The organism is Lysinibacillus cavernae (assembly GCF_009724685.1).
Lineage (GTDB): Bacteria > Bacillota > Bacilli > Bacillales_A > Planococcaceae > Lysinibacillus > Lysinibacillus cavernae.
The window spans coordinates 92,802-113,235 of sequence record NZ_WMEF01000007.1 but is presented as its reverse complement, the minus strand read 5'-3'; the positions used below and the strand labels follow the sequence as shown (position 1 = coordinate 113,235).

The window sequence follows — 20,434 nt, the reverse complement described above, 5'->3', positions numbered from 1 at the left end:
CTGTTAAATAAAGAACGGCACGACATCTAGTCCTGTCGTTTGCGGTAAGTCAAATTGCACATTCATATTTTGGATAGCTTGCCCTGCTGCACCTTTGACAAGATTATCAATCACACTGACGATTGTGGCACGATTTGTACGAGGATCTACTTTCACCAAAATATCGCAATAGTTCGATCCCTTTACACGATTTGTCCCTAAACTAGAAGCATCTGTAACGACCCGAACAAATGGATGTTTTTCATAGGTTGCCTGTAAACAAGTGACCAATTGTGCCTCCGTAATGCCAGGCATTACAGGAGCATAAGATGTCGCCAAAATTCCCCTGGTCATTGGTACCAAATGCGTATTAAAAGTAATCGTTGTATCTACATGAGCAAACATGGAAAGTGCCTGTTCTATTTCGGGTATATGCTGATGTGTATTTACTTTATAGATAGAGAAACTCTCATTAGTCTCACTAAAGTGAGTCGTTTGTGATGGCTTATTACCAGCTCCTGATAGGCCACTTTTAGCATCAATCACTAAAAAGCTTGGATCAATTAATCGCTCTTTTACAAGTGGTAGTAAGGATAGTAAAACTGCAGTTGGGTAACAGCCTGGATTAGCAATTAGCGTTGCTTGCCGTATAAGCTCTGTATTCCATTCAGTTAAACCATATACACTTTGCTGAACACTATGAAATGGTGCAGCTTTTTTGCCATACCATGTTTCAAAGCTTGCTAGATCCTTTAATCGGAAATCACCAGATAAATCGATTAATCTTGGCCTTTTCCCGACCAATGGTGGTAAAAGATCACTTGTCACGCCAGAAGGTGTACTTGTAAAAACAACATCAAATTTTTCTAAAGTGTCATACTCTATTTTTTGTAACGGTGTATCAGCTATCGTAACAAGATGACCAAATTTCGAAGAAAATAGAACTCCCTCTTCTGAAGAAGTAAATAAATTAATTCGATCCACAGCGGGATGATTATGTAAAAATCGAATAAGCTCTAACCCACCATATCCAGTTGCTCCAATAATACCTACTTTCAATGCACTCACCTCTGAAATAAGTTAAAAATAGTATACGTCTGCATAATTATTAAGTCAACTGAATTTTTATTGAATATTATTTTTTCTATCAGACATGACCCCACCTTGAAAAAGCTTCTATAACATCGTAAATTCAGAAAAAAGAAAGCAAGAATCCTTTCGTTCACCGAATGAATCCTTGCGTTCTTTTTATGCACATGTTGTATAAATATCAATTGTTGTTATTGACTACTCTATTAGTCTTCCATCGTCGATAAGTCACCCGTTGGCAAATTTAATTCCCACGCTTTCAATACGCGACGCATTATTTTACCACTACGTGTTTTTGGCAATTTATCCTTAAATTCAACTTCACGTGGTGCTGCATGAGCCGATAAACCCTTTTTAACAAAATCACGTATATCTTCAATCAATGCATCAGAAGGCTCGACTCCTTCTCGTAAGGATACAAATGCTTTTATGATTTCTCCTCGCACTGGGTCAGGTTTCCCGATAACACCCGCTTCGATAATATCTGGGTGCTCAAGTAACTTACTTTCCACTTCAAATGGCCCTACACGTTCACCAGCCGTCATGATAACATCATCCACACGTCCTTGGAACCAGAAGTAACCGTCATCATCCATATAAGCAGAATCCCCAGAGACATACCATTCTCCTTTTAAGAAATAAGATTCATAACGCTCTGGATTACCCCAAATTTGGCGCATCATAGCAGGCCAACCACGTTGAATAGCTAAATTCCCCATTGTAAAAGGTGGTACTTCATTGCCTCCATCATCTACAATCGTCGCATGAATACCAGGGAGAGGTTTTCCCATTGAACCTGGCTTAATATCCATCGAAGGGTAGTTACAGATCATATGAGCTCCAGTTTCTGTCATCCACCATGTGTCATGTATACGATGTCCTAGTTCTTCCACTCCCCATCGAATAACTTCTGGATTCAAAGGCTCACCAACAGATAGTACATGTCGTAAAGAAGATAGATCATAGCTTTCAAGCAAGCCACTACCTGCACCCATTAGCATTCGGAATGCAGTTGGTGCACTATACCAAACCGTTACACTATAGTCCTCAATGGCTTGATACCATGCTTGTGGTGAGAATCTTCCGCCAACGATTAGCATCGTCACACCGTTTAACCATGGCCCAAAGATACCATAAGCTGTTCCTGTAACCCATCCAGGATCGGCCGTACACCAGTAAATATCATCTTCATGTAAATCAAGTACCCATTGTGTCGATCGGTATTGCTGAATCATGGCATTATGAACATGCAATACCCCCTTTGGAGCACCTGTTGATCCAGAGGTATAGTGAAGAATCATCCCATCTTCTCTGTCTACCCACTCCATGTCAAATTGAGCCGAAGCATCTTTTAAACGTTTCTTAAAGTCTAAAATTTGCGCTTTCTCCTCAATATCCTCACCTACTAAAAATACATGCTCCAATTTAGATAATTTAGCTAGAGGCACTCGTTCAAGTAACGCTGGTGTCGTGACTAATACTTTCGCCTCACTATCCGCAAGTCGATCATACACAGCACCTTCCATAAAAGCTTCAAACAATGGTCCAACAATAACGCCCATTTTCAGCGCACCTAATAAGGCAAAATAAAGCTCTGGTGAACGTGGCATAAAGATAAATAAACGATCACCTTTTTGCAGATTAGTAGCCGTACTAAAAACGTTTGCCGCTTTATTTGTTAACTTTTTCATTTCATTAAAAGAGTATGCCTCTTTCCGTTTACCATCATTAAAATAAAGTGCCACCTTATTTTTCCGATGTGTTTCTGTATGACGATCAATTGCCTCATACGCCATATTCACTAAACCAGTTTCGAACCAGCTAAATGCCTTTTCAGTATCCGCCCAATTATGAGACTTTGCCACTTTTTCATAATTCGTTAAATGGTGCTGACCAGGTAAAGCAATTAACTTTTCCTTCATTTTCATTCCCATGAAATTACCCCTTTCTTTGCTTTTGCCTTTGACTAAATTTCAACAATCCCCCCTGTTGAAATTTACTTTATTTCTAAAAGCAAAATTAATATGTAGCTTTGTTATATAACAGTTCAATGTAGTAATATTGTTAGAATTCCTATTTATACTACTTTTATCTGTTAAATAACAGAAGCAATATATTTCTATTTTACACGAATTGAGATAGATTGTCTTAATATTTTTATTTTTCTAAAAACACAGGTATATTTTGCAAAAATAAGCGTTTTTCCGCAAGAAATCAGCTATAATGGAATTATTAAACTCAGGTGGTGTAATTATGGAACATAAAAAAACTTTTTTTTCTGTTACGAAGGAAACTAAGCATGGTACTGTGTATGTGGAAGGACCTGTTCCTCCAGAAAAATTAGCTGCATATTCATTCCATGAAGGCTTGGTTGCCTTCAGACCTCCAAAACAACAACAGCAGGCCATAATAGAAATTGCAGGCCTTCCCGAAGGTCGTATTATTATTATTCGAAATGAAGATATTATCGTAGGCTATGTTACCTATCTATATCCTGATCCACTTGAACGATGGGCAGAGGATCGAATCGATGACATGATAGAATTAGGCGCCATCGAAGTCATTCCTGACTATCGTGGGACTGGTTCAGGGAAGGCACTGCTAGCCGTTTCATTTATGGGAGATGAAATGGAAGACTACCTTGTGATTACTACCGAGTATTATTGGCATTGGGATTTAAAAGGAACTGGTTTAAATGTTTGGGATTATCGCAAAATGATGGAGAAAATGATGAGCTCCGTCGGCTTCGAGTATTTTGCTACAGATGATCCCGAAATTACATCACATCCAGCAAATTGCCTTATGGCACGCGAAGGAAAGCGTGTGCCTCCTGAGTCAATGGAAAGATTTGATAGGCTTCGTTTTAGAAATCGTTTCATGTATTAAAACCAACACAAAGGGGATGCATATATGATCGTCGAAGAAATTATGAATGATGAGCCTTACACATTAGCTCCTACCAATACAGTGCTTGAAGCACTAAGACTAATGCGCGAGAAAAAAGTGCGCCATTTACCGGTTGTAGATGAGGAACGGCACGTTCTAGGTGTGATTACAGAACGAGATATTAAAGAGGTTCTGCCTTCATCTTTACAGGATGAACCTAACTCCCCTGTTTTTAAAGCAAAAGTGGAGGATATTATGGTGAAGGACCCGCTGGTTGGTCACCCCCTAGATTTTGTAGAAGAGGTAGCTCTTACATTTTACGAATCAAAAGTGGGCTGTTTACCGATTGTCTCTGGCGGAAAATTAGTAGGAATTGTTACTACAACAGATTTACTCTATACATATATAGAGCTGACCGGTGCTACGGAGCCTGGCTCAAAAATCGAGATTCGAGTAGCTGATACACCTGGGGTTTTATTTGAAATCACAAAAATATTTCACCAACATCATGCCAACGTCCAAAGCGTCTTAGTTTATCCTGACTCTGAAAATACACAAAACAAAATTTTAAGTGTCCGAGTAAAAACACTGAATCCATTAGCCATGATTGAAGATCTCCGCAAAGAGGGCTTTGATGTCATGTGGCCTAATTTACCAGGTGTTTCATTATAATGAAAAAAGCGGTATTCGTATATTCATCTGAACAACTCGGATATAAATTTTCAGATACACATCCTTTCAATCATAAACGTTTGACGCTAACTATGGATTTATTAAAAAATATTAATGCTCTCGATGATGTAGATATTGTTCCAGCTCGTGTTGCAACAGAGCAAGAATTGTTGCTTGCACATGATCCAAAATATATAGACATTGTGAAAAGAGCAGGGCATGGAGAATTATCAGAAGCACAATGTAAAAGCTATGGAATAGGCACTGAAGATACACCCATTTTTGAAAATATGCATGAAGCAAGCGCACAACTGGTCGGTGGCACATTAACTGCTGTTGATTATGTGATGGAAGGTAAAGCTGAGCACGCCCTCAACCTTGGTGGGGGATTACATCATGGTTTTCGTGGTCGCGCTTCGGGATTTTGTATTTACAATGATAGTACTGTCGCTATTCGTTATTTACAGGAAAAATATAATGCACGTGTACTTTATGTAGACACAGATGCTCATCATGGAGACGGTGTGCAATGGAGTTTTTATGAGGACCCTAATGTTTGTACACTGTCCATTCACGAGACTGGTCGTTATCTCTTCCCAGGAACAGGAAACATTACTGAGCGTGGCAATGGTCAAGGTTATGGGACCTCGTTTAATTTTCCGATGGATGCTTTTACAGAGGATGAAAGTTTCCTAGAGATATATGAACAGGCGATGCGAGAGGTCTTTGAATTTTTCAAACCAGATATTGTGTTAACACAAAATGGTGCTGATGCCCATTATTTTGATCCATTAACACATTTACATGGAACCATGAACATTTATCGTGAAATTCCAAAGCTTGCACATCAATTAGCACACGAATATTGTGATGGTAAATGGATTGCTGTTGGTGGTGGTGGCTACGATATTTGGCGAGTGGTTCCTCGAGCTTGGTCCATGCTATGGTTAGAAATGACTGACCAAGTGTTACCAACAGGACCCCTCCCACAAAACTGGCTTGATCGCTGGCAACCTGAAGCACCTGTTCCTTTTATTCCGACTTGGGAGGACCCGATTCCTTTATACGAGCCCATTCCTCGAAAAGCTGAAATTGAAGAAAAAAATGCTCAAATGTTAGCAAAAGCGCTACATATTATTCGAAATGAGAAACGAAATTAACCCTTCGCCTCACGATATACGTGAGGCTTTTTCATTGCTTTGGTAATTGCTGTGCAATGTATTGGTCACTTTACTGATTCTATCCTTCACTTTGCTGGTTCTATCCTTCACTTTACTTGTTCTATCCGCCACTTTGCTTGTTCTATCCATCACTTTGCTGGTTCTATCCGCCATTTTGCTGACTATCCTTCACTTTGCTGGTTCTATCCATCACTTTACTGATTCTATCCTTCACTTTGCTTGGTCTATCCATCACTTTGCTGGTTCTATCCTTCACTTTGCTGGTTCTATCCATCACTTTGCTGGTTCTATCCTTCACTTTACTGGTTCTATCCGCCACTTTGCTGACTATCCTTTACTTTACTGATTCTATCCTTCACTTTGCTTGGTCTATCCATCACTTTGCTAGTTCTATCCACCACTTTGCTTGTTCTATCCGCCACTTTGCTTGTTCTATCCGCCACTTTGCTAGTTTTATCCGCCACTTTACTGGTTCTATCCATCACTTTGCTGGTTCTATCCTTCACTTTACTGGTTCTATCCGCCACTTTGCTGACTATCCTTTACTTTACTGATTCTATCCTTCACTTTGCTTGGTCTATCCATCACTTTGCTAGTTCTATCCACCACTTTGCTTGTTTTATCCGCCACTTTACTGGTTCTATCCTTCACTTTGCTTATTCTATCCTTCACTTTGCTGGTTCTATCCGCCACTTTGCTGACTATCCATCACTTTGCTTGGTTTATCCATCACTTTGCTGGTTCTATCCTTCACTTTACTGGTTCTATCCGCCACTTTGCTAGTTCTATCCGCCACTTTGCTAGTTCTATCCGCCACTTTGCTGACTATCCTTCACTTTACTGATTCTATCCTTCACTTTGCTTGTTCTATCCGCCACTTTGCTTGTTCTATCCATCACTTTACTGGTTCTATCCTTCACTTTGCTGATTCTATCCGCCACTTTACTGGTTCTATCCTTCACTTTGCTTGTTCTATCCGCCACTTTGCTGACTATCCTTCACTTTGCTCGTTCTATCCGCCACTTTGCTGACTATCCTTCACTTTGCTTGTTCTATCCATCACTTTACTGATTCTATCCTTCACTTTGCTTGTTCTATCCATCACTTTGCTAGTTCTATCCACCATCTATAAAAAAACACGTAAACCTTTAATAAGATTTACGTGTTACGGATTATTATTTACTTTTGACAGATTGTCGATGTTCAATACGATGTGGTAAAATAACTGCCTCGTCCTCAACAGGCTCCTTGCTCATTAATTTAGTGAGTAAGCGCATCGCAACAGCACCAATATCGTAAAGTGGCAGTGCCACACTTGTTAGTTGTGGGCGAACCATCCGTGCTAACTTTGAGTTTTCAAAGCTGATTACTTCAATATCTTCTGGTACATTTTTACCTGCATCTTGGGCGCCATGAATTAAACCAATTGCCAATTCATCACTGCCTGCAAAATAAGCTGTTGGTGGCTGATCGAGTGCAGATAAAATCTCCCAAGCCTCTAAGCCCATATCATAGCTAGACTCTTCCGCCGCAATTAATGCTTCATCAATAGGTAAACCAGCATCTTGTAATGCTTGCTTATAGGCTGCTAGCTTGAATTTTCCGTTAATTGTATAGGAAAGCGGTCCTGTCACGAATCCAATACGTGTATGTCCATTTTGAATAAGTAATGAAATCGCTTCATAAGCCGCTTGGAAATAATCAATATTCACAGTTGCGATTGTCTGCGATTCATCAACCGAACCTGCAAGCACAATCGGTACTGGGGAATGATCCATCGTTTGTTGCATTTTTTCTGTGACTTCATCACTCATCATCACAATACCATCTACCTGTTTCCCAAGCATAGTATCCAGTAGCTGTAACTCTTTATCTTCATGTTGATCTGAGTTGGCTAAAATAATATTATAACGATACATTGTGGCGATATCTTCTACACCACGAGCCAGCTCTGCATAAACATTGTTTGCAATATCTGGGATAATCACGCCAACTGTTGTTGTTTTCTTACTAGCTAAACCTCGCGCTACTGCGTTCGGACGGTATTCTAATCGTTCAATTACTTCTAATACTTTTTTTCGTGTTGCTGGTTTTACGTTTTGATTACCATTGACTACACGAGAGACCGTTGCCATGGAAACATTTGCTTCTCTTGCAACATCATAAATTGTAACAGTCATCGTACGTGCCTCCCTTTTTTCCTATTATAGCCTTATCATACGATAATTTTCATATTATTTTCAAGAAGAACTACGTAAAAACCAAGTACTAATAGTCCTATTCTAGACATTATTTTGTCACGATATAACAAACACCGCCTGCCGAAGTAAGCAAGCGGTGTTAGCTGTTAACAATTATGCATGAATTTCATGATTTTTCATGAATTTTTGTAGTGTTTCATAGAATGCGTCAAATGTTGGGATGTCCATTTGTTGTTGAGAATCAGACAGTGCAACAGATGGATCTGGATGCACCTCTGCCATAACGCCATCAGCACCGATCGCAATAGCTGCTTTCGCACATGGTAATAATAAATCACGACGACCTGTTGAATGTGTTACATCTACGAATACTGGCAAATGCGTTTCTTGTTTTAGAATTGGTACAGCTGAAATATCTAGTGTATTACGCGTTGCTTTTTCATAAGTACGAATACCACGTTCACATAGGATAATGTTTTCATTTCCTTTAGACATGATGTATTCAGCTGCATGAATGAACTCATCAATTGTTGCAGCTAAGCCTCGTTTTAATAGGACAGGTTTATTTGTTGCACCTGCTGCTTTTAATAATTCAAAGTTTTGCATATTACGAGCACCGATTTGGATGACATCAATATAATCTAATGCTTCCTCTAAATGTCCTGGTGTTACAATTTCCGTAATAACAGCTAAACCATATTCCTCTGATACACGTTTTAAAATTTTAAGACCTTCTAGTCCAAGACCTTGGAAGTCATATGGGGAAGTACGTGGTTTATACGCACCACCACGAATTAACTTTTCACCTTTTGCTTTAATGGAAGCTGCAACTGCTGCTACTTGCTCATAAGACTCAACTGCACAAGGACCAAATACGAAAGATGGTTTTCCTTGTCCAATTAATTCACCATTGATATTAATAACAGTATCTTCGGATTTTTTCTTACGAGATACAAGTAATTCCTTCTTCTTATCAGCTTCAAGCTGTTTTAATGCTGTTTTAAAGATTTGCTTAAATATATAATCAACCGTCATTTGGTTTAATGGACCTTGATTGTGTTCCTTAATAAGATCAAGCATGTGTCTTTCACGTAGTGGATCATAGCGATTAACACCTTGTTTTTCTTTAATTTTACCGATTTCATCAACTACAGCTGCACGTTCGTTAATTAGACGAAGAATTTCTAAGTTTAAACCGTCTATTTGACTACGTAAGCTTTCTAAATCTTTTTGGCTCATGTTTACTTGCTCCTCTCCTCATGACAGACACTTCCAGAACGCTGAAATGTATGTTACATTTTTAGATAATAGCAATATTATAATCAATGTTGTTCAGAATGTCACGCATTTTTAATTTAGCGCTTCAACTCGCTAAATTATTTTTCAAGTATTTTTCAAGTATGACGCGAAAGGAAGCGATTACATTGAGTTCTAAACTATTCGCACTTGATATTGGTACACGCTCAGTGGTCGGGATTATTCTACAAGAAGAAAATGACCATTTCCATGTGGAAGATATCTTAGTAAAAGAGCATAAAGAACGTGCCATGGTAGATGGTCAAATACATAATGTCATGTATGTGGCAGATTTAATTAATGAAATAAAACGTGAACTCGAAGAGAAACACGGGCCTCTTACGAAGGTAAGTGTTGCAGCCGCAGGTCGATCTTTGAAAACAGAACAAGCTAGCGTGAAGATCAATATACGTAATCGACCCATTTTTACAGAAGAAGATATTAGCCGCTTGGAACTTCAGGCCGTTCAACAAGCTCAGCAACAACTTTTGCAACAAAAAGAGGATGCAAAAATTAGCCACTATTATTGTGTAGGCTACTCAGTCCTCTATTATCGCTTGGACGGCGAGGAAATTGGAAGCCTGCTTGATCAACAAGGAGATGAAGCGCAAATTGAAGTGATTGCAACTTTCCTTCCTCGTGTTGTGGTTGAATCTCTTATTGCTGCACTTAAGCGGGCCGATTTAGAGATGGATGCATTAACATTAGAGCCAATTGCTGCAATTAATGTGCTGATCCCTCCAACGATGCGCCGTTTAAATGTGGCACTTGTTGATATCGGTGCTGGGACATCCGATATTGCCATTACTGATAAAAGTACCGTTGTGGCCTATGGTATGGTGCCAACTGCTGGTGACGAAATAACAGAGGCATTAAGCGACCATTATTTATTAGACTTCCCTATAGCAGAGAAAACAAAACGACAGCTTCAAACAGAAGAAGAGATATTAATTCAAGATATCCTTGGCTTTGATCAGTATTATCCAAAGGAAGAAGTTTTAGTAGCAATTGAACCTGCAGTGAAGCAGTTGGCTATATCCATTGGAGAAGAAATTTTACGACTCAATAACCGTGTAGCACCAAAAGCGGTAATGCTGGTTGGTGGTGGCAGCTTAACACCAAACCTGACTACGGAACTAGGACAAGTACTTGACTTACCAGCAAATCGTATAGCAGTTCGAGGTATTGATGCCATTCAAAATCTTACGAAGGAAGAACATATAAAAGCATCGCCCGAATTAGTCACACCAATTGGTATTGCGATTGCAGCTAAAAAAATGCCGATTCAATATATGAGCTTAACTGTAAATAATCAAGTTGTTCGTCTTTTTGAATTAAAAGAAATGACTGTGTCAGATGCTTTTTTAGCGGCAAATATTCGAGCAAAGCAATTATATGGAAAACCAGGCCATGGGTTATCTGTTAGTGTCAATGGACAAGATATTTTCATCCCAGGTGGACATGGGCAACCCGCAGAAATATTGGTAAACGGACAACAGGCATCTACAAAAACACTAATTAAAACAGGAGATGCCATTCAGTTGATTGAAGGGCAAGACGGGCAGCTAGCAACAGCTACCGTGAGAGATCTTGTTGATGATGCAGCGATAAAAACAATTACTATCCAAAATACCAAATATGTGATTGAACCAAAAATTACGGTCAATCATTCACCAGCCTCACTTGATACGATTTTAAACGATCGTGACAAAGTCGTATTCGACATAGCTGAAACAATTGAAGATGTATTTAAAACCACAAACAATTGGAATTTGTTAAAGCAATTTGAATCCTATACAATTCAAGTTGATGGTCAACCTTTGTATTTACCAGAATTCTCCTCACAGTTAATGATTAATGGTAAAGTAGCTAAAATGAGCTATGCTGTTCAAAATGGAGATGTGATTAGCTTTCAGCAACAATCATTCCCAACTGTACAACGTATTGCAGACCAAATGAATCTTTTGCTAGAGGATAAAATCATCATTCATTTCCAACATGAAGTTTTAGAACTTACCAAAACGGCAAATGAAGCGCTCGTCAATCAAAAAATTATGTCTCCACTCTCTACTGTGCCTAATGGGGCGGCAATAGTATTTAACGAAAAGGATCGCAGCCATTGGATTTATCAGGATGTATTCCGCTTCTCTAATTGGCAACTACCTGGCACCTTTAAAGGACATTTCACAATTTTAAGAAATGGTCATCCAGCGAGCTTTGACACAGAAATATTCGGCGGCGATCAATTAGAAATTATATTAGAAGCATCACCTATCACGTAAAAAAAAGGGGTACGTCACAATATTATCTTGTAACGTATCCCTTTATATTATGCATTATGCACGTACTTCTTCATTTGTCTCTTCAGCTTTTTCTTTCGTTTCTACTGCTTTTGGTTCCTCGCTAGGAATAAAATCCTCAAGTGGTTCTTCACCTTCAAAGGAAACTGTACCATCATCAAAAACAGTTGGTGCTTTTGCAGATTTTAGTGTTTTGACTTTCTCCACTAATTGTGTAGATTGTTCTTGAATTTGTTTAGAAAGCTGCACTGTTTTATCTTTTGCAGTTGTCGAGAAGTCTGCACTCTTATCTTTTAAATGAACAGCTTGTACAGCCACTTCACTACGTAAATCTTTTCCTGATTTTGGAGCTAACAGTAGACCTGCAGCTGCACCTACGATTCCTCCAACTAATGCGCCAATCACAAAATCTTTCATGTTTACACGCTCCTCTTCATAAATCGAGTCTTGTGGATGATAAAGCTGTGGCAATGAACTTTCAAGCTGCTGTTCCTTAACTTCATTAAAATTTGGCTTTTGAATTGTCATGCAACGATTCCTCCCCATCTTATTATCAAATTTGTCTAGACTGGTTGTCCATCCACTTTCACAGATGCATCTACAACTTATGTCTAAGACTTTATTTTTATTCAGTCAGGTTTGAAAACTCACTGAATAATTATCACTTTTTACGACCCCATTTTCTTTTCGGCTTTTCTACTTGAACCGTTTCAAAGGCATACACATCTTCAGACATAGATTCTTGTTCAATGATTTTGCGCTTCTTCCATTTATCAGCAATACCCATCGCAACATTACTCCATTGTACAACTTGTGCAATCTTTTCTTCGTTTTGTTCTACACTTTTAGAAACAGAAGAAGTAATTTGCTGTACAGAATTATTTAAACCATTAACGGAGTCACCAATGCCTTTAACCGCTTGAACAACTGAGTTTAATTGTTCCGATTTATGTTGAATATCCTCTGCTAAGCTATTTGTTTTTGATAATAAGGACGTTGTTTCACGTGTAATGCCTTCCATTTGTCCTTCAATCCCTGATAATGTCCCAGCTAAGCTGTTTAGAATGGACTTGAGCGAAAATAATGTCATCCCTACGCTCACACATAAAATTAAAAAACCGATTGCAGCAATAATGGCTGCAATATACAAAATCACTTCCATAAGTTGACCTCCTGCTAGTAAATTCTCTTTACTATTACTTTCCCTATCTTCGACAAAAAAAACGGAATTCCTGCTCAAATTTGAGAAAAAACAGCTTAACCCCCTACGGACTAAGCTGTTTCATTGTTTTTAAGCACGTCTTCAAACGCATCTTGGAATTTGTGAACATCCCCAGCGCCCATAAATAAAAATACAGCGCCTTTATGTTTTGTTAATATACCAATTCCTTCAGTGGTAATCACTGCACTGCCTTCGATTAGTGACGCTAAATCATGAATAGAAAGCGCACCTTGCGTTTCTCTTGCAGAACCAAAGATATCACATAAATAGGCTGTATCTGCAAGGCTCAAACTATCCGCAAAATCTTGTAAAAAAGCTTGTGTACGTGTAAATGTATGTGGTTGGAATATAGCAACTAGCTCACGTTCAGGAAACTTTTGTCGTGCTGATTGAATTGTAGCACGAATTTCCGTTGGGTGGTGTGCATAGTCGTCTATTAAAACATTATCCCCTATATCTGTTTCAGTAAAACGTCTTTTTACACCTTTATAAGTGTGCAAACGCTCCTGAATAATTTCAGGTGAAATGCCTTCATATTCACATAGCGTAATAACCGCTAATGTATTTAAAACAGCATGATCCCCAAATAATGGGATAAAGAAAGTACTATAAAATTCATTACGAACAAAGACATCAAATTTTGTACCTTCAGTTGTTTTTTCAACATTACGAGCTTCGAAATCATTTTCAGCACCAAATCCATAATAGACAACTGGTACTTTCGCTTGAATTCGCTGAAGTTGTTCATCATCACCACATGCTATGATCGCTTTCTTTACTTGTAAAGCTAATGATTGGAAAGCAGAATAAACATCCTCTATGTTAGCAAAATAGTCTGGATGATCAAAATCAATATTGGTCATCACGGCATAATCAGGATTGTATGCTAAGAAGTGACGTCGGTATTCACATGCTTCCATCACAAAGAAGTCTGCATTTTCATGACCTGCACCAGTACCATCACCAATTAAATAAGATGTCGGCTTATAGCCGCCTACTACATGTGACATTAAGCCTGTAGTAGATGTTTTACCATGTGCACCTGTTATCGCAATGGATGTATAGTTGCCAATATATTCGCCTAAAAATTTATGATAACGTATGATTTCTACGCCGATTTCTTGTGCACGCACTAATTCTGGATGATCATCAGGAAAAGCATTTCCTGCAATCACTGTCATGCCCTCTTTAATATTATCTGCATTAAATGTAAAAATTGGAATATTACGTTCACGTAACGGCTGCTCCGTGAAAAAATATTTATCGACATCTGAACCCTGTACTTGTTCACCAGCATCAAATAAGATTTGTGCAAGTGAACTCATGCCAGAACCTTTAATGCCTGTGAAATGAAAAACTGTCATTAATTAAACCCCCCGGGAATTTCAATATCCCATCTATCATCTATTAGGTGTATCGTATTATTTTACGAATGGTTAGGTATTAATACCTTCACAAGTGTTAAAAAATACGTACTATTCAACACATCTTGTCTATTATAGCACTTTTTATGCATAAGGATAGATGTGTAACTTTTCAAAAAAAACTAATTTCGACGTAAATTAGATAATCTAGACGAAAACAATGCAATTCTTATTCAAACATAGTAATTAAATCTTGTTCTGTAATGTAACTTTCACGCGGCTTACTGCCTCTTGCCTCCGAAACAAAGCCGTGTGATTCTAACATATCAATTAAACGAGCAGCTCGATTATAGCCAATATGATACTTTCGTTGAATTAATGAAGTAGAAGCGCCACCTTGCTCATAGACAAATCGGCAAACATCTTCAAACAGATCATCCTGTTCTGCAGATACCTCTGTTTTCTTCAATAATTCCTCTTGATCGAAGATATAATCAGGCTCACCCTGCTCACGAACATGCTCAATAATTGCTTCAATTTCATCGTCTGTGACAAATGTTCCTTGCAGACGGACTGGCGCTGACATACCATTACCTAAATATAGCATATCGCCTCGCCCAAGTAATCTTTCTGCTCCCTGCCCATCCAAAATCGTACGAGAATCAATTTGTGAGGAAACGGCAAAGGCAATACGTGTAGGAATATTTGATTTAATTAACCCTGTAATTACATCAACAGAAGGTCTTTGCGTTGCAACAATTAAATGAATACCACATGCACGTGCCTTTTGAGCAATACGGCAAATGGCTTCCTCTACATCTGCAGGAGACATCATCATTAGATCGGCTAACTCATCGATGACAATTAAAATATAAGGCAATTTCAAGCTATGTTCATTATTCTTATCAGCTATTGCATTATAACGTGTAATGTCACGTGCACCTGCATGAGCAAATAGCTGATAACGACGCTCCATTTCCTCCACTGCCCATTTCAGTGCAGCCGTTGCGGCCTTCACATCTGTTATAACAGGGCTAACTAAGTGAGGAATATGGTTAAATGGTGCCAACTCTACCATTTTAGGGTCAATCAGCATAAGCTTTAGCTCATGTGGCGCGGCTTTATATAATAAACTAACCAAAATTGAGTTAATACAAACAGATTTACCTGATCCTGTTGCACCAGCAATTAAACCATGAGGCATTTTCCGCAAATCTAGCGTGACAGGCTTTCCTGTTAAGTCAAGACCTAGAGCAGCCTCTAAAGGTGAATCCGATTCAACGAAGGATGCACTATTTGTCACCTCTGACAATCGAACAGCTCGAGATACTCGATTTGGAATCTCAATACCTATCGAACTTTTACCAGGAATTGGTGCTTGGATACGAATATCTTTTGCTGCTAAGGCAAGTTTTAAATCATCTGCTAAGTTTCTGATTTTACTAACCTTTGTTCCGTGGCTCACCGTTATTTCAAATTGAGTAACAGCAGGTCCCTGCATAATTGATTCGATTTGAGCAGAAACTTGGAAATAGGAAAGTGCCTCAACTAATGTATCACCTTGTTGCTCCATCCATTCTGTATCCTGTGTTTTTTCCTCCGGTAGCTCTAAATATTCATCCGTAGGCTTTTGATAGACGTGAACAGGTTTTGCAGGTTGTTCCACTTCTTGTGCTTCCTCTACAACTTCCATTTCAAATACTTGCTGTACTTGACTCTCGACAGATACTACTGGCGTGTTGTCTACAGCTTCTGAAATAACTTCAGTGTTAGGAATTAATTCTGACTCTAATTCAGTAGTGGCCGAAATTTCATCCACACTTACTTTTTCGATTTCTGTTCTTTCTCTCGTCAGTACACTTGACATTGTTGTTACAGGAGCCATTGTAATCACAGCTACATTCTCTTCAGTACTTTGTTTTGTAATGACACTTTGTGCATCGTCTTTCTCATCTTGATGGATTGGTGAATCCATATCATCTTCTAGTAGTGATACAAGTGTTTGATTAGTACTTGACGTTGCTTCACTGTCTACGGACAGTGTTTTTTCCTCTTCTTTCTCTACCGTCTCCACTAGCTCGTTTGCATCTGCTGAGTTGTTTTCGACAGGAATGAGCTGAGCCATTTTCAATTGCTGTTGGATTCTCCATTTTTCTTTATCCGTTTTTAACATTAGTACATTAAAAGGAATTCGACTTTTTTCTTCCTTCTGTTCAGTATCAACAGATTGTTCGTCTATCAGTAATTGGTCGCCCTTTGACGGCTGAACAACTGTTACCTCTCCGATATGGATTGTAGAATTTTCGATTTGTACTTGTTCCACTATCATTTCTTTGACATGAATTTCAGATTGATTTGCAGAAAGTTGTTGAACCGTTTGATCTTGCACAACAGCTTCCTTCACTTGATCTTCAAATGCCATTGCAAATGATGTAGTTTGCGGTACAGATACATTGGATGACATGCTTTCCTTATTATCGTTTACTTCAGCCAACACTTCTTCGTCAAAAATAATGGATTCATTTGTTGTAGATAGCTCATTTGGTTCAAGCATTTCATGCTGTTCCACTACACCCAATTGATTTGTGCTAGCCGGCTCTTTTTCTTCTAGTATATTTTCATTAGCCTCATTTGTTGTCGTTTCTTTTATAGGTATCGTGACGGTTATCATTTCGGCTGCATTTACTTCAGTTTCTTGATTCTCGTATTCTTCTTTTCTTTTATCCAATAATTCTTTGATTGGTCTTGGTTTTGCAAATCCATAGACAGGTGAAGGAACATCTGTTGGAACAAAACGTTTACGGTTCTCAGGTAAACTGTTTTCAACTTTCTGTTCTTTCCTCTGATTTTTCTCTTTTGGTACTGGAGTAGGATTAGATGTAATATTGGCTGACTCATTTTGTGCATCTCGAAACACTAAGCTTGCTCTCGAACGATATTCCTGTTCTACATGCTGGCTTTTCACCGTTGTTTTTCTACCTGTGCGCTTTGTACGATTCGCTAATAAATCTCGAATGCCTGAGACCTCTATATCATAAACACTGGAATCAACAATATGATGATTTAAATGCTTCGGTAAAGATAGCTCCTCAATTTGTCCATAATCATCATCTTCCAGTTGGTCGAACAGTTCTTTTTGTGGCGTGTATGACTTTCCACTTTCATCATCGTCAATCAATGGAAAACGGAAAGTCTTTTGTTTAGACATCAGGGGTTCATTATGTGTATGTAGTTGCTCTGCCTGTTCTTCTTCATAGTCCTCATAATATTCTTCATACTCGTAATCTTCATCTTCTTTATTTATAAATTTACTAATTTGTTTTTTAAACCAGTTCACTTCGTTTCACTCATTTCTCTAACACTTCATTTATAGCATTGTCTAGTTTCATACAATCAATAGCTCAATGTCTACATCAAAAGCATACCATAAAAACGGACTTGAAACTTGCATTTAGAGGCTCATTCTAAACAAAAAAATCGTTATGCTACTAGCATATTAGTAACATAACGATTTAGGGCATTTCACCTTGATACAATGAATAATATCATGATAAAAATTTTAAATTTTAGTAATTTCCTTTTTAAACGAAGGAATTTTTATTTAGTTAATGATTCAAAAGCACTACCAACAATTGCATCCTTAGGTAATACTAAAATTCCTTTTTCAGAAGGGGCGTTAGGAATGGCTAACTCACGTGCTGAACAAAGCATGCCGTAAGATTCCACGCCTCGTAAATTTCCTTCTTTAATAAGCATTCCTGAAGGCATTACTGCACCGATTTTTGCAACAACCACCTTCTGACCTGCTTCTACATTTGGCGCACCACAAACAATTTGTAAAGTCTCTTCTCCTACATTCACAGAACAAATACTTAATTTATCAGCATTAGGGTGCTTGTCCTTCGATTCTACATAACCGACAACAAATTTTGGAGTAAAATCAACATCAAGGCTAATAATAGCTCCATTTTTTTCGATTGCTGCTGTTAGCTGCGCTACTATTTCTGGTGTCATTTCAACTAAGCCTTGTGCATCCGTTTGAACGTAACTGCTTGCATTAAATAAATTAAAAGCTTTAATTTCTCCAGTTTGGGCTTCTTTTAAAATAGCAATATCTCCAGCGCGCTCTACTACCGTTTTCACGATAGACTCCGTCGCTAGTTGAACTAGTAATACATCCCCTACATGCTCTTTGTTGTAAAATACGTTCATTTTTTTTCTTGCTCCTTTTTCACTCTGTTTTTTGCTAAAATAAAGATTGGTTCAAGTTCTCCATCTTCATAAATAAAAGATAATGACGTGATCGGTACTGTACCGACAGCAAAGAAATGCATCGTCATCTGTGCTAATACATCATACCCTGTTTCATTGCGAATATCACCTATAATTAACACATCTTGATGTGGCACAGACAATGTCATATCGCCCTCCACTTGTGTACGCATTTCTTTCAAAAAGCTCTCATTTAAAATACGGCTAGCATCATAGCCATCATTCACATTGACAAAATAAAAAGTATTACCTGCTACTTCATCTTTTTTATATGCAGTTGGTAATTGCTTCACCGAAAAGCGTGCCATTTCTCGAATTTGCTCTACAGTTAATTGTAATGCTTCTAACATAGATTCATCAATAAAACGATACGTTTTACCTAAATCGAGCGCATAAAAAATGCGTGTTTCAGCTGTATGCTCAGTTGTAATAAATGCATGCCCTTCTTTCGATTCTTGAGGGTAAGAAGTTGCCCGAATAACTGGATAAATTTGTGTAGTCGTCTGGAAGCCCTGTTCTTTTTCTTGCGCCATTGCGTTAAAAGTTTGCTCTATTGTATATACAACTTCTTCAATCGCTGCATCTTGCTTATCATTGTATTTTGCTAAGATACCAGGTAATGAAAGCTCCATCCCTTTTCCAATCGTCTTGTGATTCAATCGTAATTTATCGTATTTTTTATCAAAATGAAATTCGTATTTCTCCTCATTTAATTGTTTTTTTAATAGCTCTACTAGTTGCTCCGACTTCATTTGCTTCATCTTTTTCACATCCTGTCTTCAAAATGAAACGGCTCACATGTTTGTGAACCGTTCTGTTCAAGCCTATCTATTTACTTCATCTTAACCGAATGAACTATTTTCGTCATCTCATGCAAATTATCTTCAATATTTTTTGTTTGAGAAATTGTTGTCATTTTCACGCCACCACTACTAACAACTAGCTCCATTTCATTCTCTTCATCTGTTTTTAAAACCGCTGCAAAGCCAAAACGACCATCCTTGTCATAAGTAGTTTCTTCAATGATTTTGTCAGCTTCATTTTCTTTTAATAGATTATAATATAGTTTACTATCTTGTACTTCACGGTCATTAATGAATAGAATATAGCTTTCTTTTCCTTTTGTTATAACAATATTGTAAGCATCCGAACTATCTTCAATTTTATAGTTTGAAGGTAAGTATAATTTGATATCCCCAATTTGCTCAGTATGTTCATCTGGCTCTTCAGCAAAAACCGTCTCCGTTAAATGAAGTCCATTGGCAATTTGCTCATCGATTGATTGATTGCAGCCAGAAAGTACAAGAAGTAAAAGCATCAGGCCAATTGTTCTTAGCCATGTATACGACATGTCTCTCTTCCTTTCACTACTAACTTTTTTTTATTTTAAAAAAATAATTAATAAGATGCAACCTAACTGCATGTTAAACACTAATGCTATTTAACTAATTTCGTGTAATTGTGAACAAATATTGACCAATCAAAAGCGATACAATATGCTCAAACATCATCTGTCTACTTACTAAACCTTGAGTGAAAATACCTACTGCACCTGCACCTTGACGAATATCGCGACGCTTTGTATATTGCTCCATAATGGGACCAAGCTCTCCGCCAGCTCTTATTTCCTGGGCAATTTCTTTTGGTAATATAATTTGTGCGCCAGCAGCTGTAAACGTTGTTCCATCTGAAACAGTTAATGCACCCCAATTACAAACATACATTTCATCATCGATTTCTGTTACACCACCTTCTAAACCGAATGACAATTGTGCACCTGTTTTAATCATGGCATTTTTAGCACGGTTAATTGCGCCTAGTCTCGTTTCTTCATTACTTATAGGCTGATCTGATACTTCAGAAGCAGCTTTCACATGAGTAAAGATGGAATCCTCAAAGTATTGCCGAGCAATCACTTCAACTGCATCTGTTTTGGCTTTATTGGTTGTACCAATTGCTATATTCATCTCAT

22 protein-coding genes are annotated in these 20,434 nt (G+C 38.1%); 4 read left to right on the top strand and 18 right to left on the bottom strand.

Translation table 11 applies throughout. From position 1 onward, the window contains the following. Positions 1–3: 3 nt before the first annotated feature. Together argC and acsA are read right to left on the bottom strand one after the other, a co-directional pair. Complete coding sequence (argC, locus tag GJU32_RS14815; protein WP_196426711.1) at positions 4–1,038, bottom strand: N-acetyl-gamma-glutamyl-phosphate reductase; 1,035 nt, start codon at positions 1,036–1,038, stop codon at positions 4–6. A gap of 236 nt (positions 1,039–1,274) precedes the next feature. Then, positions 1,275–3,002 (bottom strand): acetate--CoA ligase, encoded by a 1,728-nt coding sequence (acsA, locus tag GJU32_RS14810; RefSeq protein ID WP_420798387.1) that lies wholly within the window; start codon positions 3,000–3,002, stop codon positions 1,275–1,277. Between the two features lie 319 nt (positions 3,003–3,321). Here acsA and GJU32_RS14805 point away from each other — a divergent pair, with 319 nt between their 5' ends. From GJU32_RS14805 to GJU32_RS14795, 3 genes are read left to right on the top strand one after another with little or no spacing between them, the layout of a single operon-like run. Then, positions 3,322–3,954 carry a GNAT family N-acetyltransferase gene (locus GJU32_RS14805; protein WP_155592731.1) on the top strand — a complete coding sequence of 211 codons (633 nt, stop codon included), beginning with the start codon at positions 3,322–3,324 and terminating at the stop codon, positions 3,952–3,954. 24 nt (positions 3,955–3,978) lie between these two features. Continuing rightward, positions 3,979–4,626, top strand: coding sequence for an acetoin utilization AcuB family protein (locus tag GJU32_RS14800; RefSeq protein WP_155592730.1), 648 nt, complete (start codon positions 3,979–3,981; stop codon positions 4,624–4,626). Continuing rightward, positions 4,626–5,786 (top strand): acetoin utilization protein AcuC, encoded by a 1,161-nt coding sequence (locus GJU32_RS14795; protein WP_155592729.1) that lies wholly within the window; start codon positions 4,626–4,628, stop codon positions 5,784–5,786. Before GJU32_RS14800 ends, GJU32_RS14795 begins: the two co-directional genes overlap by 1 nt. A 9-nt stretch (positions 5,787–5,795) precedes the next feature. On the opposite strand, the gene GJU32_RS14790 is transcribed toward GJU32_RS14795, so the two are convergent. The 8 genes from GJU32_RS14790 to GJU32_RS14760 form a co-directional block, all read right to left on the bottom strand. Then, positions 5,796–5,960, bottom strand: coding sequence for a hypothetical protein (locus tag GJU32_RS14790; RefSeq protein ID WP_155592728.1), 165 nt, complete (start codon positions 5,958–5,960; stop codon positions 5,796–5,798). Next, positions 5,950–6,126, bottom strand: coding sequence for a hypothetical protein (locus GJU32_RS14785; RefSeq protein ID WP_230875055.1), 177 nt, complete (start codon positions 6,124–6,126; stop codon positions 5,950–5,952). Before GJU32_RS14785 ends, GJU32_RS14790 begins: the two co-directional genes overlap by 11 nt. Then, a complete protein-coding gene (locus GJU32_RS14780; RefSeq protein WP_155592726.1) occupies positions 6,116–6,334 on the bottom strand; it encodes a hypothetical protein in 219 nt (72 codons plus the stop codon). Before GJU32_RS14780 ends, GJU32_RS14785 begins: the two co-directional genes overlap by 11 nt. Further along, positions 6,324–6,500 (bottom strand): hypothetical protein, encoded by a 177-nt coding sequence (locus GJU32_RS14775; RefSeq protein ID WP_230875054.1) that lies wholly within the window; start codon positions 6,498–6,500, stop codon positions 6,324–6,326. The genes GJU32_RS14780 and GJU32_RS14775 overlap by 11 nt, the downstream gene beginning before the upstream one ends. Then, positions 6,490–6,624 carry a hypothetical protein gene (locus tag GJU32_RS23615; RefSeq protein ID WP_274381821.1) on the bottom strand — a complete coding sequence of 45 codons (135 nt, stop codon included), beginning with the start codon at positions 6,622–6,624 and terminating at the stop codon, positions 6,490–6,492. Before GJU32_RS23615 ends, GJU32_RS14775 begins: the two co-directional genes overlap by 11 nt. Then, entirely contained in the window at positions 6,614–6,790 is a 177-nt protein-coding gene (locus GJU32_RS14770; RefSeq protein ID WP_230875053.1) for a hypothetical protein, read from the bottom strand. Before GJU32_RS14770 ends, GJU32_RS23615 begins: the two co-directional genes overlap by 11 nt. Positions 6,791–6,982: 192 nt before the next feature. Next, the gene (gene ccpA, locus GJU32_RS14765) at positions 6,983–7,987 is read right to left on the bottom strand and encodes a catabolite control protein A (RefSeq protein WP_155592723.1); all 1,005 of its coding nucleotides are present in this window, start codon (positions 7,985–7,987) and stop codon (positions 6,983–6,985) included. Between the two features lie 174 nt (positions 7,988–8,161). Continuing rightward, positions 8,162–9,247, bottom strand: a complete 1,086-nt coding sequence (locus tag GJU32_RS14760) for a bifunctional 3-deoxy-7-phosphoheptulonate synthase/chorismate mutase (RefSeq protein ID WP_155592722.1) — start codon at positions 9,245–9,247, stop codon at positions 8,162–8,164. Positions 9,248–9,432: 185 nt separating this feature from the next. Here GJU32_RS14760 and GJU32_RS14755 point away from each other — a divergent pair, with 185 nt between their 5' ends. Beyond that, positions 9,433–11,586 carry a cell division FtsA domain-containing protein gene (locus tag GJU32_RS14755; RefSeq protein ID WP_155592721.1) on the top strand — a complete coding sequence of 718 codons (2,154 nt, stop codon included), beginning with the start codon at positions 9,433–9,435 and terminating at the stop codon, positions 11,584–11,586. Positions 11,587–11,640: 54 nt separating this feature from the next. Here the strand turns inward: GJU32_RS14755 and GJU32_RS14750 are convergent, their stop codons facing one another. The 8 genes from GJU32_RS14750 to GJU32_RS14715 form a co-directional block, all read right to left on the bottom strand. Then, positions 11,641–12,132 carry a YtxH domain-containing protein gene (locus GJU32_RS14750; RefSeq protein WP_155592720.1) on the bottom strand — a complete coding sequence of 164 codons (492 nt, stop codon included), beginning with the start codon at positions 12,130–12,132 and terminating at the stop codon, positions 11,641–11,643. Between the two features lie 133 nt (positions 12,133–12,265). Further along, complete coding sequence (locus GJU32_RS14745; RefSeq protein WP_155592719.1) at positions 12,266–12,766, bottom strand: DUF948 domain-containing protein; 501 nt, start codon at positions 12,764–12,766, stop codon at positions 12,266–12,268. 110 nt (positions 12,767–12,876) lie between these two features. Next, positions 12,877–14,190: a UDP-N-acetylmuramate--L-alanine ligase gene (gene murC, locus GJU32_RS14740; RefSeq protein WP_155592718.1), complete on the bottom strand. Its 1,314-nt coding sequence runs from the start codon at positions 14,188–14,190 to the stop codon at positions 12,877–12,879. Between the two features lie 229 nt (positions 14,191–14,419). Next, on the bottom strand, positions 14,420–17,527 hold the full coding sequence (locus GJU32_RS14735; RefSeq protein ID WP_155592717.1) for a DNA translocase FtsK: 3,108 nt from the start codon (positions 17,525–17,527) through the stop codon (positions 14,420–14,422). Positions 17,528–17,787: 260 nt separating this feature from the next. Then, a complete protein-coding gene (ytpR, locus tag GJU32_RS14730; RefSeq protein WP_155592716.1) occupies positions 17,788–18,402 on the bottom strand; it encodes a YtpR family tRNA-binding protein in 615 nt (204 codons plus the stop codon). Next, on the bottom strand, positions 18,399–19,223 hold the full coding sequence (locus GJU32_RS14725) for a DUF1444 domain-containing protein (RefSeq protein WP_155592715.1): 825 nt from the start codon (positions 19,221–19,223) through the stop codon (positions 18,399–18,401). Before GJU32_RS14725 ends, ytpR begins: the two co-directional genes overlap by 4 nt. 71 nt (positions 19,224–19,294) lie before the next feature. Then, positions 19,295–19,813 (bottom strand): hypothetical protein, encoded by a 519-nt coding sequence (locus GJU32_RS14720; protein ID WP_155592714.1) that lies wholly within the window; start codon positions 19,811–19,813, stop codon positions 19,295–19,297. Positions 19,814–19,907: 94 nt separating this feature from the next. Then, a complete protein-coding gene (locus tag GJU32_RS14715) occupies positions 19,908–20,429 on the bottom strand; it encodes a DUF84 family protein (RefSeq protein ID WP_155592713.1) in 522 nt (173 codons plus the stop codon). Positions 20,430–20,434 lie beyond the last annotated feature (5 nt).